This is a genomic window from Leisingera sp. CC-HEC093, assembly GCF_059429195.1.
This window is the reverse complement of record NZ_JCAIJR010000001.1, coordinates 2,950,697-2,966,753: the sequence shown is the minus strand read 5'-3', so window position 1 is coordinate 2,966,753 and position 16,057 is coordinate 2,950,697. Positions and strand designations below refer to the sequence as shown.

Genomic DNA, 16,057 nt, shown 5'->3' with positions numbered 1-16,057 from the left:
CAGTATTTTGCCTTAGCCTACATCTTCGCCCGCTCAGCCCGCAGCGCCAGCCACAGGCAGTAGCACATGATCAGCACCACCAGCGTGAAGGGGATGCCGGTCGAGACTGCAGCCCCCTGGAGCGCCGACAGACCGCCGCCGAGAAGCAGTGCGATGGCCACCAGCCCCTCCAGCGTGCACCAGAACACCCGCTGGATCACCGGCGCGTCCATCTTGCCGCCTGCGGTGATGGTGTCGATCACCAGCGAACCGGAGTCTGACGAGGTCACGAAGAAGATCACGATCAGCACCAGCGAGACCGGCGCCACGATGGAATAGAGCGGCAGCTCCTTCAGGAAGCCGAACAGCGCGCCCTCAGGCTTGTAGCTGTCGATCACGGTGGCCTTGACGCCCTCGGCGCCGCCCGCGTTCAGCATGTCGATGGCGCCGCCGCCAAAGGTCGACATCCACAGCGCGCAGACCGCGGTCGGGGCGATCAGCGCGCACAGCACGAACTCGCGCACCGTGCGGCCCTTGGAGATGCGGGCGATGAACATGCCGACAAAAGGCGACCAGGCAATCCACCAGGCCCAGTAGAATGTCGTCCAGCCGTGGAAGTAACTGGTGTCCTCGCGCCCGAAGGGGTTTGAGAGCGCGGGCAGCAGTTGGACATAGTCCACCATCACGCTGAAATAACGCGCAATTGCGGTGCCGACGCCGGTGACCAGAATGACGAAGATGAACAAGCCGACAGCCATTACCATGTTGATTTCGGACAGACGTTTGACGCCGGCATCCATGCCCATCAGCACCGAGCCCAGCGCAATCGCGGTGATGCCGATGATCAGGAGCACGACAACCGTCGGGCTGGGTTCGATGCCAAAGACCTCGTACAAGCCGGCCGCAACCTGCTGCGCACCCAGGCCCAGCGAGGTTGTCAGCCCGAACAGGGTGGCAAACACCGCCAGCGTGTCAATCGCGTGGCCCCACCAGCCCCAGACCCGTTCGCCCAGGATCGGGTAAAAGGCAGAGCGCAGGGTCAGCGGCAGGCCGAGGTTGTAGCAGAAGATTGCCAGCGACAGGCCGACAGCTGCATAAACCGCCCAGCCTTCAAGCCCCCAATGGTGGATGGTGCCGACAATGCCGATGTATTCGTTGCCCGGCTGGGTGATGTCGATGTTCAAAGGCCGCGCTGCGCCGCCTTCAGAGAAGTTGTAGTAGACAGGCTCCAGCACGCCGAAGAACAACAGGCCGATGCCGATGCCGGCCGCGAACATCATCGCAATCCAGCCGGCATAGGAATAGTCCGGCGTCGCATCCTGGCCGCCGATCCGGACCGAACCGACCGGCAGCACGATCAGCGCCAGGCAGAACAGGGTGATGGCGTCCACCGACAAGACCAGAAACCAGTCGAATGTGCTGGTGAGCCAGGGCCGGAGCCAGCCGAAGAAGGCCGCTGCGGCCTCCTGATTGGCCAGCGCGATCAGCACAAAGGCCGCGATCAGGACACTGGAAATCAGGAAGACCGGATTATGGATATCCAGCCCGAACGGGCGGATGTTGTCCTGTCCCAGCTCATGTTCCGTCTCAAAGTCCCAGACCCTTGGATCGGGATCGAGCATTTTCTTTGACTCAGGCATGTTTCCTCCCTTGAACTTCGCTAAAAGCCCGCCAAGTGTCGCATCAAATTCGCAAATCTCCTAATTTGCGCTTCCGCCATCGGTTTTGCGGAGGCTGGCAGCAGGGATTTTCACGGCCGGGAACCTGCCCGAACCCGGCATAGACCCCGTCATTTGCGGCATTTGCAGGCGGATGTCGTTTTTGCGGCATTCCGGCGCAAATGAACTTGAACCGCTGTTCAAGATTCGAAACTGTTACCGGAAACACCGCTCTCAGGGACAAGGGAGAGAGAGACGTGGCCAAAACCATTACAGAGCCGGCACGCGAGATACCGGTCATTCATGAAACCGAGGTGCTGGTCGTGGGCTCCGGCCCCGGCGGGCTGGCAGCGGCTCTGGCGGCGGCGCGGGCGGGGGTGGAGGTTACGCTTCTCGACCGCTTCGGCTGTTTCGGCGGCAATATCACCACCGTAGGGGTCGAGGGCTTTGCCTGGTACCGGCACGAAGAAACGGTGGAGGCCGGCGGCATCGGCTGGGAGTTCGAGGAGCGCGCCAAGGCAATGGGCGCGGCGGTGCCCGAAAGCCAGTCGCTGTCTTACGAGCTGGACAGCGAGGGCTTCAAGCTGGTGGCGGACAAGCTGGTGGAAGAGGCCGGCATCCACCCGATGCTGCACCGGATCTTCGTAGCGCCGATCCGCGAGGGCAGCCGGATCACCGGCGTGATTGTCGAGAGCAAGGCAGGCCGCGAGGCCATTCTGGCAAAGCGGGTGATCGATGCCACCGGCGACGCCGACATTGCCCATATGATGGGCGCGCCCACCATCAAGACCCCGGTAGAGCAGATGCAGGCGGCCAGCGTGATGTTCCACATCGCCGGCGTCGACAAGCAAAAGTTCATGGAAGGCGTGAAGGCCGACCCGCAGACCTATGCCAACTGGTCGACCGGCGAATGGCAGGTGGAGACCGATGGCAAGGAGGACGAGATGTTCTCCCCCTTCCTGGCCAAGCCGTTTTCGCAAGCGATCCGCGACGGGGTGATCCCGGCGCATCTGAACACCATCGGCGGCACCTGGGGGGCGGTGCATGACAGCGGCGAGATGACCTATATGAACCTGGTGCATCTGGCGGGCATCGACGGCACCGACCCGGACAGCATGACCAAGGGCGAGATCGAGGGCCGCCGCCAGGCGATGCATGCGATTGATGCCCTGCGCGCCTATACGCCGGGCTGCGAAGGCGCGCGGCTGCGGAACTTCGGCATGACCATCGGCATCCGCGACACCCGCAAGATCGACGCCCATCACAACATCACTGAGGACGAGACACGGCATCAGGGCCGGTTCGAGGACAGCATCGGCATCTACCCGGAGTTCATCGACGGCTACGGCGTGCTGATCCTGCCCACCACCGGGCGTTACATGCAGATCCCATATCGCGCGATGCTGCCCAAGGGCGTTCAGGGCCTCTTGGTCACCGGCCGTGCCATCGGCGGAGATAAGATTGCTCATGCCGCCACCCGCAACATGGCCTGCTGCGCCGTGGCAGGCCAAGGCGCAGGCATTGCCGCAGCGCTGTCGGTGAAGGCGGGTTGCGAATTCGACGCTGTGGACATCACCGCGGTGCAGGACGAGTTGAAGCGGCAGGGCGTGAGGTACTTGTGAAGCAGAGCATTCCCACCATCGACATCTCGCCGCTGCGCGCGGCAGAGCACCCGAAACGGCAGGACACCGTAGCCGCCATTCTGGCCGCGGCTGAGGATATCGGGTTCCTGTCGGTCACCGGCACCGGCGTGGCGCCGCAAACCGTGGAGGCTGTGCGCGGCGCCGTGCGGGCGATCTTTGACGTGCCGGAAAAATCCAAATGGGATCAGGCGATTACGCGGGAAAATTACCGTGGTTATATCCCGTTGGGTTTCTTCACGCCCAACGACGGCTCCGGCACTGCGGACAAATACGAGGGCTACAAACTGCACCATGAGGTTGCGGCGGACGATCCCATCCGCGCCGCCTGCGCCCTTTACGGCCCCAACCGCTGGCCCGAGGAAGTGCCCGAAGCGCGCGAGGTGATCCTGGGGTACTGGGCGCAGCTGGACGGCGTCTTTCACCTGCTTTTGAGCGCGCTGGCCGAGGGGCTGGGACTGGACCCGGCGGCCCTGCGCGAGCCGTTTGAAACCCCGCTGACCAATATGAGCCTGCTGCACTACCCGCCGCAAGCGCCGGAGGAAGAAGGCTTTGGCATCCACCCGCACAAGGACACCGACGCGCTGACCATTATCGCGCCGGACCCGGTGGGCGGGCTGGAGGTGCAGATGCGGGACGGCGGCTGGATCACCCCGGACTGCCCATCCGGCGGTTTCGTCGTGAACATCGGCGACATGCTGGAGCTGTGGTCCGGCGGGCGGCTGGTCTCCACCCCGCACCGGGTGGTGAACAAGACCGGGCGGGAGCGCTACTCCTTTCCCTATTTCGCGGTGCCGCGCCACGACGTGGTGGTGGAGCCGCTGCTGCCGCCGGTCGCAGGCTTTGACCGGCCTGCAGTGCATTGCGGCCACTGGTCGGCTGAAATCTGGCGCACCAACTGGCCGGATGAGGACGCGGGCGAAGACACGCCGGAGCTGGGCACAGTTCACGAATAGCGGCCATAGCTGAAGGAACACCCCGCCCCTGCAGGGGCGGAGCGCCCGCCCACACTGTGAGGGCGGGCGCTGCCCGGCCTGCGGCCGGGCGCAACATTTCCTTAACTTGCCCCCGGTCTTTTCCGCCTTATCCCCGCCTTGCCCACAGGGGAATCGCCCTGCCCCCTTGCAAGCCCCTGCCCCATCAGGAAAGACTGGCACCAAGATCCTGACGCAAACGGACCAGAGGCGGCACGCGGACCATGGCCTTACCGGCACAACAGCAGCTGAAATACTGGGGCCTCGCCGCCATTGCCTTTGCGGTGGTGATGTGGGCGCTTGGCAATGTTCTGATGCCCTTTGTACTGGGCGCCGCCATCGCCTATATGATCGATCCGGTGGCCGACCGGCTGGAGGCCTGGGGCATGAGCCGCACCGGTGCCACCGCCACGATCACCGTGGGTACGCTGCTGATCTTCCTGCTGCTGCTTGTGGTGGTTGTGCCGACGCTGATCTCGCAGATGATCGACCTGGCCCAGGTGCTGCCGCAGCTGGTGCGCGACGCCCGCGCCTTTGCATCCGAGCAGTTCCCCTCTGTCTTTGAGGAAAACAGCCGCATCCACCAGACAGTGACATCCTTTATGCAGACGCTGCAGTCCCGCGCGATGGAGGTGCTGCAATCAGTGCTGGGCGGCGCAGCCTCCTTCCTCAATATCGTGATCCTGCTGGTCATCGTGCCGGTTGTCGCGGTTTATCTGCTGCTCGATTGGGACCGCATGGTCGCCCGCATTGATGAGCTTTTGCCGCGCGACCACCAGCCGGTGATCCGGCGCCTGGCCGGCGAGATCGACGCGGTGCTGGCGTCCTTTATCCGCGGCATGGGCACCGTTTGCCTGATCCTTGGCACTTATTACGCGGTGGCGCTGATGCTGGTGGGGCTGAACTTCGGCCTCGCGGTCGGCTTTATCGCGGGCCTTGTCACCTTCATCCCCTACCTTGGCGCCCTGATCGGCGGCGCGCTGGCCATCGGGCTGGCGCTGTTCCAGTTTTGGGGCGACTGGGTGTCGATCGGGCTGGTGGCGGCAATCTTTGCCATCGGCCAGGTGATCGAAGGCAACGTTCTGACCCCCAAGCTGGTGGGCGACTCGGTTGGTTTGCATCCTGTCTGGCTGCTGCTGGCGCTGTCGGTGTTCGGCGCCTTGTTCGGCTTTGTCGGCATGCTGATAGCGGTGCCAGTTGCGGCGGCGCTGGGTGTGATCGCGCGTTTTGTGACCGAGCGGTATCTGGACAGCCGCCTGTATCAGGGCCAGAGCCATCCCAATGCTGAGAAGCGGGACGCGGGCGCGGAGTAAACCGATGGCACAGCAGCTGAGCTTTGATCTCCCGGCGAAACCGGCGCTGGGGCGGGAGGATTTCTTTGTCGCGCCGTCCAATGCGATGGCGGTTGCCCTCCTGGACCCGCAGTTCGCCTGGCCCAGCGGCAAGCTGGTGCTGACCGGCCCCAAGGGCGCTGGCAAGACCCATCTGGCGCATGTCTGGGCCAGCCAGACCGGCGCGCGCATTCTGCCGGCCGCAGAGCTGACGGCAGAGACCGTGCCGGACCTGGCAAAAGGCCCGGTGGCGGTCGAGGACGTGCCCCGGATTGCCCAGGACATTGAGAGGCAGAACGCCCTTTTTCATCTGCACAACCTGGTGCTGGCGGAGCGCCATCCGCTGGTGATGACCGGCCAGGGCGCGCCGAACCTGTGGGGGCTGTCGCTGCCCGACCTGCAAAGCCGGGTGCAGGCCGCCACCCATGCAGAGCTGCAGCCGCCTGACGACCAGCTTCTGGCGGTGGTGCTGGCCAAGCTGTTCAACGACCGCCAGATCACCCCGAAGCCGGATGTGATTCCCTATCTGGTGGCGCATATGGACCGCTCTTTTGCCGCCGCGGCGCAGATGGTGCGGCGGCTGGACCGCCTGTCGCTGGCGGAAAAACGCAGCCTGACCCGGCCCCTGGCGGTGCGGGCGCTGTCGGAAGTGCGCGAAGAGGCTGCGGAAAATGACGCATCCGCGAGCGGTTGACCCCTGCCCGCCCATGCCCCATCCTGACCGCGGATCGCAAGACGGAGCCCTCATGAACCTGTCCCAGGACCCCGCCGCCGCCACCGATTGGGGCCCCTTCGGGCGTCCGATCTTTGATGACCCCAAGGCCCGGGCGCTGTCGCGGGTGGGGGTGGTCGATGTCGGCTCCAACTCGGTCCGCTTGGTGGTGTTTGACGGCGCCGCCCGCAGCCCGGCCTATTTCTACAACGAAAAGATCATGTGCGCGCTGGGGGCGGGCCTGTCGGAATCGGGCCGGTTGAACCCGGAGGGCCGCGCCCGCGCGCTGTCCGCCCTGCGCCGGTTCCAGCATCTGGCCAAGGGCATGGGGCTGCCGCCGCTGTCCGCCGTCGCCACCGCCGCGGTGCGCGACGCTGAGGACGGGCCGGAGTTCTGCGACGAGGTTCTGCGCGAAACCGGGCTGAAGATCCACGTGATTGACGGCCGCGAAGAGGCGCGGCTGTCGGCGCAGGGGGTGCTGCTGGGCTGGCCCGGCGCCTATGGGCTGGTCTGCGACATCGGCGGCTCCTCGATGGAGCTGGCGGAGATCCAGGAAAACTCGGTGGGCCGCCGCGTCACCTCCTCGCTGGGGCCGCTGAAGCTGCGCGATATCAAGGGCGGGCGCACGGGCCGCAAGGCACATATCAAACAGGTGATCGAGCAGCTGAAGGGGGAGATGGGTGCGCAGCGCGACCGCCTGTTCCTGGTCGGCGGCAGCTGGCGGGCCATTGCCCGCATCGACATGCACCGGCGCGGCTACCCATTGAAAGTGCTGCATGAATACCGGATGTCCGCCAAGGACGTGCGCGAAACCGCCCGCTATATCGAGACCACAGACCTGAGCAAGCTGCGCAGCGCCTGCGGTGTCTCCTCCAGCCGGATGTCGCTGGTGCCTTATGCCATCGATGTGCTGACCAGGCTGGTCAAGACTTTCAAACCCAAGGACATCGCGGTGTCCAGCTATGGCATCCGCGAGGGGCTGCTGTATGAGCAGATGCCGCAGCGGCTGCGCGCCCGCGACCCGCTGATCGAGGCCTCCCGCTTTGCCGAGATGAAGGACGCGCGGGTGCCGGGGTTTGGCAAGACAATGTACGATTTTGTCAGCCCCTTGTTCGCCAATGCCCGGCACAGCAAGCGGCGGCTGGTCAAGGCGGCCAGCCTGCTGCATGACGTCAGCTGGCGGGCGCATCCCGACTACCGCGCCGAGGTCTGTTTCGACAACGCCACCCGCGCCAACCTGGGCGGGCTGAAACATTCCGAACGGGTGTTTCTGGGCCTGGCGCTGCTGCACCGCTACAGCAACAAGCGGCAGGGCAGTTCGTTCGAGTATCTCTATGATTTGCTGGACGAAAAGGGCCAGCATGAGGCTGAGGTTCTGGGCAAGGCGATGCGGTTCGGCGCCATGCTGATGGTCACCGGAAACGGCGACATCGGCAGCTTGCGCTGGCAGCCGCGCAAGCGGGTGCTGCATGTGGACCTGCCGGACGCAGCGCGGCCGCTTTATGGCGAGGTGGCGGAATCGCGGCTGAAATCGCTGGCCAAGGCGCTGAATGCGGAGATTGATCTACGCTTCGTCAAATCCGGGCCAAAGGCGGAAGCCGGGGCAGATTGAACAAGCGGGGCGGCGTCAGATTTCGGTGACGCCTTCCTCTTCGCCCTTGTCTTTTTCCTCAGGCGCGTTGTCCTTGGGCTTTTTGCGGATGATGATATCGCCGTTGGGCAGCACCTCGGGCAGCTCATAGGCGCTCCAGTCCTTCACCTCGCGGGCGATTTCGGCCAGCGCCGGCCCCATCTCCGCCAGGAAGGCGCCCATCGACGGGCCGATCTCCTCCATCATGCCCTGCAGGTCGTCAAGCGCCGGCGCCATTTCCTTGCGCAGTCCCTCCCAGAACAGCTCCGCCCCACGCTCCATCAGCGAGGGGGCGCCGTCCTCCTCCCCCGCTTCCTGGGCGGAAAGCGGCGCGGACATCAGGGCAATGAGGGCGGCGGGCAGGATGATGTGTTTCATGAGGGGTAATATAGGGAGCGCGCGCGGGGTGTAACAGGGGGATGAGGTGGCGCAGGGCTGGACAAAGACAGTTTGCCAACACTCTTGCAAACTTGTTTGAGAGAAAGCCCTCAATTAGACGAGTACGCAAAGACGTCACGCAGGCAACGCCGATCCCGGTTCGACCGGCGCAGATTGCTCAGCACCATCGTTCCGCATCAGACAGCAGCAGGTCCTTTCTTGGTGCTTCGCCAGTAATGCCGAAAAGTTCCAACTGTTCTTTTGAAACTGTGCATTGAAAACTTCGGTATGAGACGCTGAGTGTCAGGCTCGCTGCGTCTCCCAGCTTAGTATTTTGGTAGCTGTATTTTTTGAGCAGTCTGTAAGGGGTAGCCTCGTTGGCACTGAATAAGTACTGCCATTGGGCCAAGTGATCCAAATCATCCCCGCTCCCGATTCGCGCGGAGTAAAGGCCAGAGGAAGGAAGATCCGGCAGAATTGCTCGAAATGCCTCTGCAAGGTGCTCACCTCTGCCATCAATTTCCACTGTTATCGAACATTCCTTGCGTCTGCTGATGGTGATCGTCTTGACGAAGCTGCTGGGGTCAAAGGAATGCCATGAGAGGTCTTTTCGACCATCAAATTCGGCGCCATATTTTTCAACCGCGATCTCTTTGGAGTGCCGGAATTCAGGGAGAGTATCCAAGCAGATGTCTTTGAACATTTCTGACGCTTGATCAAAACTTGCCACGGCCGGCTCGCTCGCAACGTCTTCTGCAGTTTCCAGGCTTGAAACCGGATTCGCCAGGGCTGACGCAGTTACTCCCCCTAAAATCACACATCTAACAAAATTTTTCATAAATATCTTATCCTTAAACGTTAATATTGGAAAACATCACGTGGAGAAAAACATAGTCCATCTTCACTCCTGAATTGATGCATTCGCACTCCGAATTTGACTTCCAGATCGGCAACGAATGCCCGCTGAAAACCAATAGTTGTTATTTCAGGCAGCACTCTCCCTCACCCCACCCCAATATCCAGCGTCACCGGGAAGTGGTCCGAGGCATCCAGCAGCGCCTGGCGCATGTCCGCGTCCTTGTAGCACTCCCCGTCCTCGAACGGGTGCCAGATGCGCCATTCGGGCCTGCGCGCCATCAGGCTGTGTGAAATCATCACATAGTCCAGGAGCGCCCGGGTGAAACGCTTGGTTTCCGCATTGTAGAACCGCGAGGTGCTGGGCGGGATTGCGGGACGCGGCTGCAGCAGGCTTTGCGCGTGCGGATCATGCAGCAGATCGCCCATCACGATCTCGACCGAGGATTGGCCGAACAGCTGCTCATACTGGTCGAGGCCGGGACCGTCGTTGAGGTCGCCCAGCACCATCACATGCTCGCCCGCCGCCACGTGCTCCTCAACCCGGCGGTGCAGCCAGATTGCCTGTGCCAGCTGCTTGCGGCGGTTTGCGATAGAGGCGGCAGTGACGGCCTCCGGCGTTCTGGCCCCGTGCGGTGCCTTGGATTTCAGATGCGCCCCGATCATCCGCAGCTTCATCCCGCCTTTGTCCGGGCCGCCCCTGGTGGTGACGGCCAGCTCCAGCGGCGGCTTGGAGAATTCCACTTGATCCAGCTGTTCATCCACATCGAGATCGATGCCGAACACCCTATCAAAGCGCGGCGCGGCAGCGCTGGAGCGGGCGTCATGCACTGCGTCCAGCACATCCGGGTCATAGAGCAGCGCAATTTCCTGATGGGTGTCGTTGGGAAAGCCGCTAACCGCTTCGCGGGCGCGCAGGCCGGCCTCTGCCGCAAACGCTTCGAGCGCGCGGGTGGTGCGCTGGCTGCGGCCGGTGTTCGGTGCCTCGATCACCATCACCGCATCGGCGTCGATGCGGCGCAGCACATGGGCAATAGCGCGCCCCTGGGTATAGCGGTCAACGCCGTAAACGCCGGACGGCTTGCCATCCAGCATCAGCCTGTCGTTCTTGTCGAACAGAGAGGCGAACCATTCGATGTTATAGGTTGCGAACCGCATTGCCGCCGCATCCGCTGATCTCGTCCCAGGCGCGGTTGATGTCGATCATCCGCTTCTCTGCCAGCCGCACTGCTTCTTCTGGCACTCCGCGGGCGATCATCGCATCCGGGTGGGTGTCGCGCACCAGCTTGCGCCAATGCTTGCGGATCTCCTCCCGCGGCATGTCCGCGGAAACCCCCAGCACCGTATAGGGATCCTTGGGCGCATCCGGCACAAAGCGCGCGCGCAGGGCCTGAAACTGCTGCGGCGTCTGGCCGAAGATGCGGCTCACCTCCTCCAGGAACTCGTTTTCGCCGGGGTGGTAGAAGCCATCCGCCATGGCGATGTGAAACAGCCCTTCCATCAGGTCGCAAAGCGTGGTGGGATCATTGCCGAACATCCGCTGGATGCGGCGGGCGTATTCCTGGTAGCCCGCGACATCGGTGCGCGCCATGTTGAAGACGCGGGCGGCGCCGTCCTCATCATCCTGGGCGATCTGGAACACCTCGCGGAAGGCGGTGACCTCGTCGCGGGTGACCTGGCCGTCGGCCTTGGCCATCTTGGCGCCAAGGGCAATCACCGCGATGGCAAAGGCCACGGTGCGTTCGGGCGGCGCGCGCAGCCGGTCGAAGACTTCCGAGAGGCTTTCGCCTGCGGCAAGCGCGGCCAGCGCGTCGGATATGCGGGTCCAAAGTGACATGGGATCAGCCTATCCGGGATTGGCGGGAGTGTCAGGGGCGGGAATGCCCGGTGTCAGGATTTTCTGCATGAAAACAGTGTCGAGCCAGCGGCCGTTTTTGCAGCCAAGTTCCGGCATCCGGGCGGTTTCCACGTATCCAAGCGCGGCGTGAAAGGCGATGGCGGAGGGGTTGGCGCTGCTGACGCTGGCAATCAGGACGTGGATCTGTGCTTCTCTGGCCTTGTCCTCCAGCGCCTGCATCAGCCGGCGGCCTGCGCCCTGCCCCTGTGCTGCGGGCAGCAGGTGGATGGTGTGTTCTGCGGTGAAACGGTAGCCGGGGCCGGAGCGGAACGGGAAGAAATGCGCGTGGCCGAGGATTTCGCCGTCCTGTTCTGCCACCAGATAGGCGCCGTTGCTGGAAGTGATCTGCTGGCGCACCTGTTCCACGGTCTTTTCAAGGGTGTTAAAGGTCGCCAGCGTGTCGCGGATGACCCAGTTGGCAATGTCGCAGACGGCTTCGGCGTCAGCTGCGGTTGCGGGCCGAATGATCATCGGAGCACCCGTGGACCGTGGGGGGTGTCAAATTCCGCCATCATTGCCGGCTCCCCAGCCTCCACCTGAATGCGCGGGTCGCTGAGGATGCGATCGAGTGCGGTTTGCAGCTCTGCCGCCTCCGGGTGGCTGAGAACCAGGCGGGTCAGCCGGCAGCCGGATTGCGGCAGCCGGCCTGCGGGCGGCTCTGCCTGCCACTGCAGGACAGCGGGAAAGAGGTTGTCATAGGGCAGCAGCCCGTCCGCAGGCACCGTCATCAGCCAGCTGATATCGCCGCGCTGCATCTGCACATGCCGCTGCGCATGAGGCGGCAGCAGGGCTTTCTCCGCTTCCAGGTTTTCGCTGCGCAGGATCCAGTTGCTGAGCCGTGCGGGGCCTTCGAAGCGGTCTAGGTTGAACCATCGCGGCTGCTCCTGCGGCTGGGCGTCCGGATCGATGGCAATGGCCTCCAGATACAGCCCGTCCTCCAGTCCGATCAAACGGTTATGAGTGCCATAACGGGCATGGGACCCGCCGGGGCCAAGCGGGATGCCAAGAGCGTCTTCGGTATGGGCAACGGCCTCTTCCAGCGTTGCGCCTGCCACTGCCAGGTGATCGAGTATCATTTGCGCGCCTCCCCGGTTTGCGGCCTGAGACTAGCGGGACCCCAGCGGGGCGCAAGGCAGGATTTGCAGTCCGCCGGGCGCAGGGATCAAACCCAAACCGTCACCGCCCAGACCCCGGCAATCACCGTCGGGTAAAACGTTCCGGCAAAGCCCAGGCTCCGCAAGGGCGGCGACAGGTGGTAGCCGGCCCAGAACAGCAGCCGCATCAGCGCGAAGGAAAGGCCGAGAGCAATGGCTACAGCGCCGCCCAGGGTGACGGCGGCGAAGGGCCAGATGGCCAGCGCCAGCACCAGCTGCTCGATGGTGTTGGTCAGCACCCGCTGGCCGATCTCTGCCGCGGAGCCGGGAGCGAAGGGTTCGCCGTCGATGATTGCGTCGTCGAAGAACCGCCGCTGGGCCAGCCGGCCGATCATCAGAGCCAGCACCAGCCCCGGCGCGAGGAAGGCGCCGGGCAAGGCGATGGGCGCCGGGATGTACGGCAGGCCCAGCCATTGCGGCAGGCCGGTGACCAGCACGCCCCAGAGGGCGCCGAGGGCCATGCCGGTGAGGATCTGGGGACGTTTGGATCGCAGCATGGCGCCACTCAACCACCGCGCCAGCGGTTTGCCAAGGCACAGTGCAGCCGTTCCGGCGGAAAGCTGCAGCATCCGCCGTCAAGTTATTGAAAACAGGCCCTCCCGCCCGGCGCTTGGCTGTGCCTGCGGCACATCCGCACCCGTTGGGCACGGCATCGCGCATTTGCGCGATGCAGGCAGCCCGCCCCATCGGGGCGGGCTGCCATGCCCAAAGCCGCCAAGGGGGCGGCCCGAAGGGCGGGCACCTGCGGGTGCGGGAGAACCTCCCCTGCCCCGCAGATGCTGTGCTTGCTCAGGCGCGGGCTTCGCGGATCAGGCGCAGGATGTCCTGGGCCGCTTCCGGGATGTTGGTGCCGGGGCCGAAGATCGCCTTGACGCCCTTGGAATACAGGAACTCGTAATCCTGCTGCGGGATCACCCCGCCGCAGATCACGATGATGTCGCCTGCGCCTTCCGCCTTCAGCGCCTCAACCAGCTGCGGGGCCAGCGTCTTGTGGCCGGCGGCCTGCGACGAGATGCCGATCACATGCACGTCGTTGTCGATGGCGTCCTGGGCGGCCTCTTCCGGGGTCTGGAACAGCGGGCCGACGTCGACATCGAAACCGATGTCGGCAAAGGCCGTCGCGATCACCTTGGCGCCGCGGTCGTGGCCGTCCTGGCCCATTTTCACCACCAGAAGGCGCGGGCGGCGGCCTTCTTCTTCGGCGAAGTCCTCGATCGATTTCTGGATCGCGGCAAAGCCCTCGTCGCCCTCGTAAGCTGCGCCATAGACGCCGGCCAGGGTTTTCACTTCGGCGCGGTGGCGGCCGAATTCCTTTTCCATTGCCATGGAGATCTCTCCGACTGAGGCCCGCGCGCGGGCGGCTTCGACTGCGGCTTCCAGCAGGTTGCCGCTGCCGTCCCTGGCGCGGCGGGTCAGTTCATCGAGCGCCGTCTGGCAGGCGGCCTCGTCGCGGGTTTCGCGCATCTTTTGCAGGCGGGCGATCTGGGCGTCGCGCACCGCGTGGTTATCGACGTCGAGGATGTCGATCGGGTCTTCCTTGTCCTTGCGGTACTTGTTGACGCCAACCACAACCTCTTCGCCACGGTCGATCATCGCCTGGCGGCGGGCCGCCGATTCCTCGATGCGCAGCTTGGGCATGCCGCTCTCGACTGCCTTGGTCATGCCGCCCATTTCCTCGACCTCTTCCATCAAGGCCCAGGCTTTCTCCACCAGCTCGTTGGTGAGGCTCTCGATGTAGTAGGAGCCGGCCAGGGGGTCCACGACGTTGGTGACGCCGGTTTCCTCCTGCAGCACCAGCTGAGTGTTGCGGGCGATGCGGGCGGAAAAATCGGTGGGCAGCGCGATGGCCTCGTCCAGCGCGTTGGTGTGCAAGCTTTGGGTGCCGCCAAGCACCGCCGACATCGCCTCATACGCCGTGCGGATCACGTTGTTGTAGGGGTCCTGCTCCTGCAGCGACACACCGGAGGTCTGGCAGTGGGTGCGCAACATCTTGGAGCGTTCGGATTTGGCGCCGAATTCGGTCATCACCCGGTGCCACAGGGTGCGGGCGGCGCGCAGCTTGGCGATTTCCATGAAGAAGTTCATGCCGATCGCAAAGAAGAACGACAGGCGCCCTGCGAATTTGTCCACGTCCATGCCGGCATCCAGCGCCGCGCGCACGTATTCGCGGCCATCCGCGATGGTATAGGCCAGCTCCTGCACCAGGTTCGCGCCGGCCTCCTGCATGTGGTAGCCGGAGATCGAGATCGAGTTGAACTTGGGCATCTCGTTGGAGGTGTATTCGATGATGTCCGAGATGATCCGCATCGAGGGTTTCGGCGGATAGATATAGGTGTTGCGGACCATGAACTCCTTTAGGATGTCGTTCTGGATGGTTCCCGCAAGGACCGACCGGTCGTGGCCCTGCTCCTCACCCGCGACGATGAAGGACGCCAGCACCGGGATCACCGCGCCGTTCATGGTCATCGAGACCGAGACCTTGTCCAGCGGGATGCCGTCGAACAGGATCTTCATATCCTCGACGCTGTCGATGGCGACGCCCGCCTTGCCGACATCGCCGACCACGCGCGGGTGGTCGCTGTCATAGCCGCGGTGGGTGGCGAGGTCGAAGGCGACCGAGACGCCCTGCTGGCCGGCGGCCAGGTTGCGGCGGTAGAAGGCGTTGGATTCTTCGGCGGTGGAGAAGCCCGCGTACTGGCGGATGGTCCAGGGACGGCCTGCGTACATGGTGGCCTTCACCCCGCGGGTGAAGGGGCCGAAACCGGGCAGCGTGCCCATGTGCGGCAAATCCTTGGTGTCGTCTTCGGTATAGAGCGGCTTGACCTCGATGCCTTCCAGCGTCTGCCAGTTGAGGTCGTCGACCGCCCGTCCGCGCAGCTCTTTCTCAGCCAGAGCCCGCCATTCGTCTTTGTTTGTCATCAGGTCTTCCTCTTGTCAGTGCGATACGGGGCGGGTTCGTGCCCGCCGCCTGTTTATCCGGGTCCTGTGCCAGCGTTGCGAGGCCGTCCGCCCCGCCCGCAAGCCACATGATGTCGTCGGCATATGTCTCGCGCAGAAATGCGGTCTGCGCGTCGGTGAAGGGCCGCCAGCGGCCGCTGCCCTGCGGCAGGTCTGCCGCCACAGAGGACGGCACGCTGGCGCGCAGGTCCTGGAGGCAGAGCGAGGCGTTGAGGCGCACCCGCGCATGGGTGCGCGGCGCATCAATGCCGGTGAGCGATGCCAGTGCCGCTTCGGGCCGGGCGCCGAAGGTTTCAAACGGCAGCACATGCAGGCGCACGCCGGGCATCGCGCAGGCAATATCGGTGATCACGTCGCGCCAGCTGCGGCGGGCCTGCGCCAGACGCTCCAGACTGGCCGCGGACGGCAGTTTGCGGCCGCGCGCCACCGCATAGGCCAGCGCCGAGGCCCAGCAGCTGTCGAGGCTGCGAATCGAAAGCGCCGCATCCGTCACTGCGCCGCTGAAGGCCTGGTACATCCGCGCCATGCGCTCCCCCGCGCCGCAGTAAAGATCGCCGAGGCGCAGGTTGGCACTGACCGAGCCGAGCATGTTCTCCTCGCTGACAAGAAGCTGCTGGACGCCCCGTTCGCGGCTGGACGCCATCTGGATCTGCAGCCGCCCCTGGGCCCGCTGCACCAGATTGCGGCCGGTCACCGGCACCGGGCCGGGCTGGATGCCGTGGAACAGCCCGCCGCGGGTGCGGTGCGGCCCCCAGAAACCGATGCCCTGGCGGGCCAGCGGCTCGGCGTTCTGGCGCATGTATTCCTGAAACGAGGTGGTGGCGCAGCGGTGCGCGCCAATGTGAAGGATGACTTTCATCGTGCTTCGGGACCTCTGCTGGAGGGCCGCAG

The 16,057-nt window shown here is 64.3% G+C and carries 15 protein-coding genes; 5 read left to right on the top strand and 10 right to left on the bottom strand.

What is annotated here, in order from left to right:
- Nucleotides 1–17 precede the first annotated feature (17 nt).
- Nucleotides 18–1,619 carry a BCCT family transporter gene (locus tag AC5STB_RS14500; RefSeq protein ID WP_495443515.1) on the bottom strand — a complete coding sequence of 534 codons (1,602 nt, stop codon included), beginning with the start codon at nt 1,617–1,619 and terminating at the stop codon, nt 18–20.
- 275 nt (nt 1,620–1,894) lie between these two features.
- Between AC5STB_RS14500 and AC5STB_RS14495 the strand changes: the two genes are divergently transcribed.
- The 5 genes from AC5STB_RS14495 (at nt 1,895) to AC5STB_RS14475 (ending at nt 7,906) form a co-directional block, all read left to right on the top strand.
- Nucleotides 1,895–3,259 (top strand): FAD-dependent oxidoreductase, encoded by a 1,365-nt coding sequence (locus tag AC5STB_RS14495; RefSeq protein ID WP_495443514.1) that lies wholly within the window; start codon nt 1,895–1,897, stop codon nt 3,257–3,259.
- Nucleotides 3,256–4,233, top strand: coding sequence for an isopenicillin N synthase family dioxygenase (locus AC5STB_RS14490; RefSeq protein ID WP_495443513.1), 978 nt, complete (start codon nt 3,256–3,258; stop codon nt 4,231–4,233). Before AC5STB_RS14495 ends, AC5STB_RS14490 begins: the two co-directional genes overlap by 4 nt.
- A 242-nt stretch (nt 4,234–4,475) precedes the next feature.
- Complete coding sequence (locus tag AC5STB_RS14485; protein WP_495443512.1) at nt 4,476–5,564, top strand: AI-2E family transporter; 1,089 nt, start codon at nt 4,476–4,478, stop codon at nt 5,562–5,564.
- A gap of 4 nt (nt 5,565–5,568) precedes the next feature.
- Nucleotides 5,569–6,276, top strand: coding sequence for an HdaA/DnaA family protein (locus AC5STB_RS14480; protein WP_495443511.1), 708 nt, complete (start codon nt 5,569–5,571; stop codon nt 6,274–6,276).
- 52 nt (nt 6,277–6,328) lie between these two features.
- Nucleotides 6,329–7,906 (top strand): Ppx/GppA family phosphatase, encoded by a 1,578-nt coding sequence (locus AC5STB_RS14475; protein WP_495443510.1) that lies wholly within the window; start codon nt 6,329–6,331, stop codon nt 7,904–7,906.
- A gap of 15 nt (nt 7,907–7,921) precedes the next feature.
- Here AC5STB_RS14475 and AC5STB_RS14470 read toward each other — a convergent pair whose 3' ends face one another.
- The 9 genes from AC5STB_RS14470 to AC5STB_RS14430 all read right to left on the bottom strand — a co-directional run bounded on the left by AC5STB_RS14470 (nt 7,922) and on the right by AC5STB_RS14430 (nt 16,025).
- Entirely contained in the window at nt 7,922–8,302 is a 381-nt protein-coding gene (locus tag AC5STB_RS14470) for a hypothetical protein (RefSeq protein ID WP_495443509.1), read from the bottom strand.
- Between the two features lie 178 nt (nt 8,303–8,480).
- On the bottom strand, nt 8,481–9,140 hold the full coding sequence (locus tag AC5STB_RS14465) for a hypothetical protein (protein ID WP_495443508.1): 660 nt from the start codon (nt 9,138–9,140) through the stop codon (nt 8,481–8,483).
- Nucleotides 9,141–9,304: 164 nt separating this feature from the next.
- Nucleotides 9,305–10,315 (bottom strand): endonuclease/exonuclease/phosphatase family protein, encoded by a 1,011-nt coding sequence (locus AC5STB_RS14460; RefSeq protein WP_495443507.1) that lies wholly within the window; start codon nt 10,313–10,315, stop codon nt 9,305–9,307.
- Complete coding sequence (locus tag AC5STB_RS14455; RefSeq protein ID WP_495443506.1) at nt 10,296–10,994, bottom strand: TerB family tellurite resistance protein; 699 nt, start codon at nt 10,992–10,994, stop codon at nt 10,296–10,298. Before AC5STB_RS14455 ends, AC5STB_RS14460 begins: the two co-directional genes overlap by 20 nt.
- A 9-nt stretch (nt 10,995–11,003) precedes the next feature.
- Nucleotides 11,004–11,525, bottom strand: coding sequence for a GNAT family N-acetyltransferase (locus tag AC5STB_RS14450; protein ID WP_495443505.1), 522 nt, complete (start codon nt 11,523–11,525; stop codon nt 11,004–11,006).
- A complete protein-coding gene (locus AC5STB_RS14445; protein ID WP_495443504.1) occupies nt 11,522–12,130 on the bottom strand; it encodes a VOC family protein in 609 nt (202 codons plus the stop codon). Before AC5STB_RS14445 ends, AC5STB_RS14450 begins: the two co-directional genes overlap by 4 nt.
- An 86-nt stretch (nt 12,131–12,216) precedes the next feature.
- Nucleotides 12,217–12,705, bottom strand: coding sequence for an MAPEG family protein (locus tag AC5STB_RS14440; RefSeq protein WP_495443503.1), 489 nt, complete (start codon nt 12,703–12,705; stop codon nt 12,217–12,219).
- Nucleotides 12,706–12,997: 292 nt separating this feature from the next.
- Complete coding sequence (scpA, locus tag AC5STB_RS14435) at nt 12,998–15,127, bottom strand: methylmalonyl-CoA mutase (protein ID WP_495443502.1); 2,130 nt, start codon at nt 15,125–15,127, stop codon at nt 12,998–13,000.
- Nucleotides 15,093–16,025 carry a hypothetical protein gene (locus AC5STB_RS14430; RefSeq protein WP_495443501.1) on the bottom strand — a complete coding sequence of 311 codons (933 nt, stop codon included), beginning with the start codon at nt 16,023–16,025 and terminating at the stop codon, nt 15,093–15,095. Before AC5STB_RS14430 ends, scpA begins: the two co-directional genes overlap by 35 nt.
- Nucleotides 16,026–16,057 lie beyond the last annotated feature (32 nt).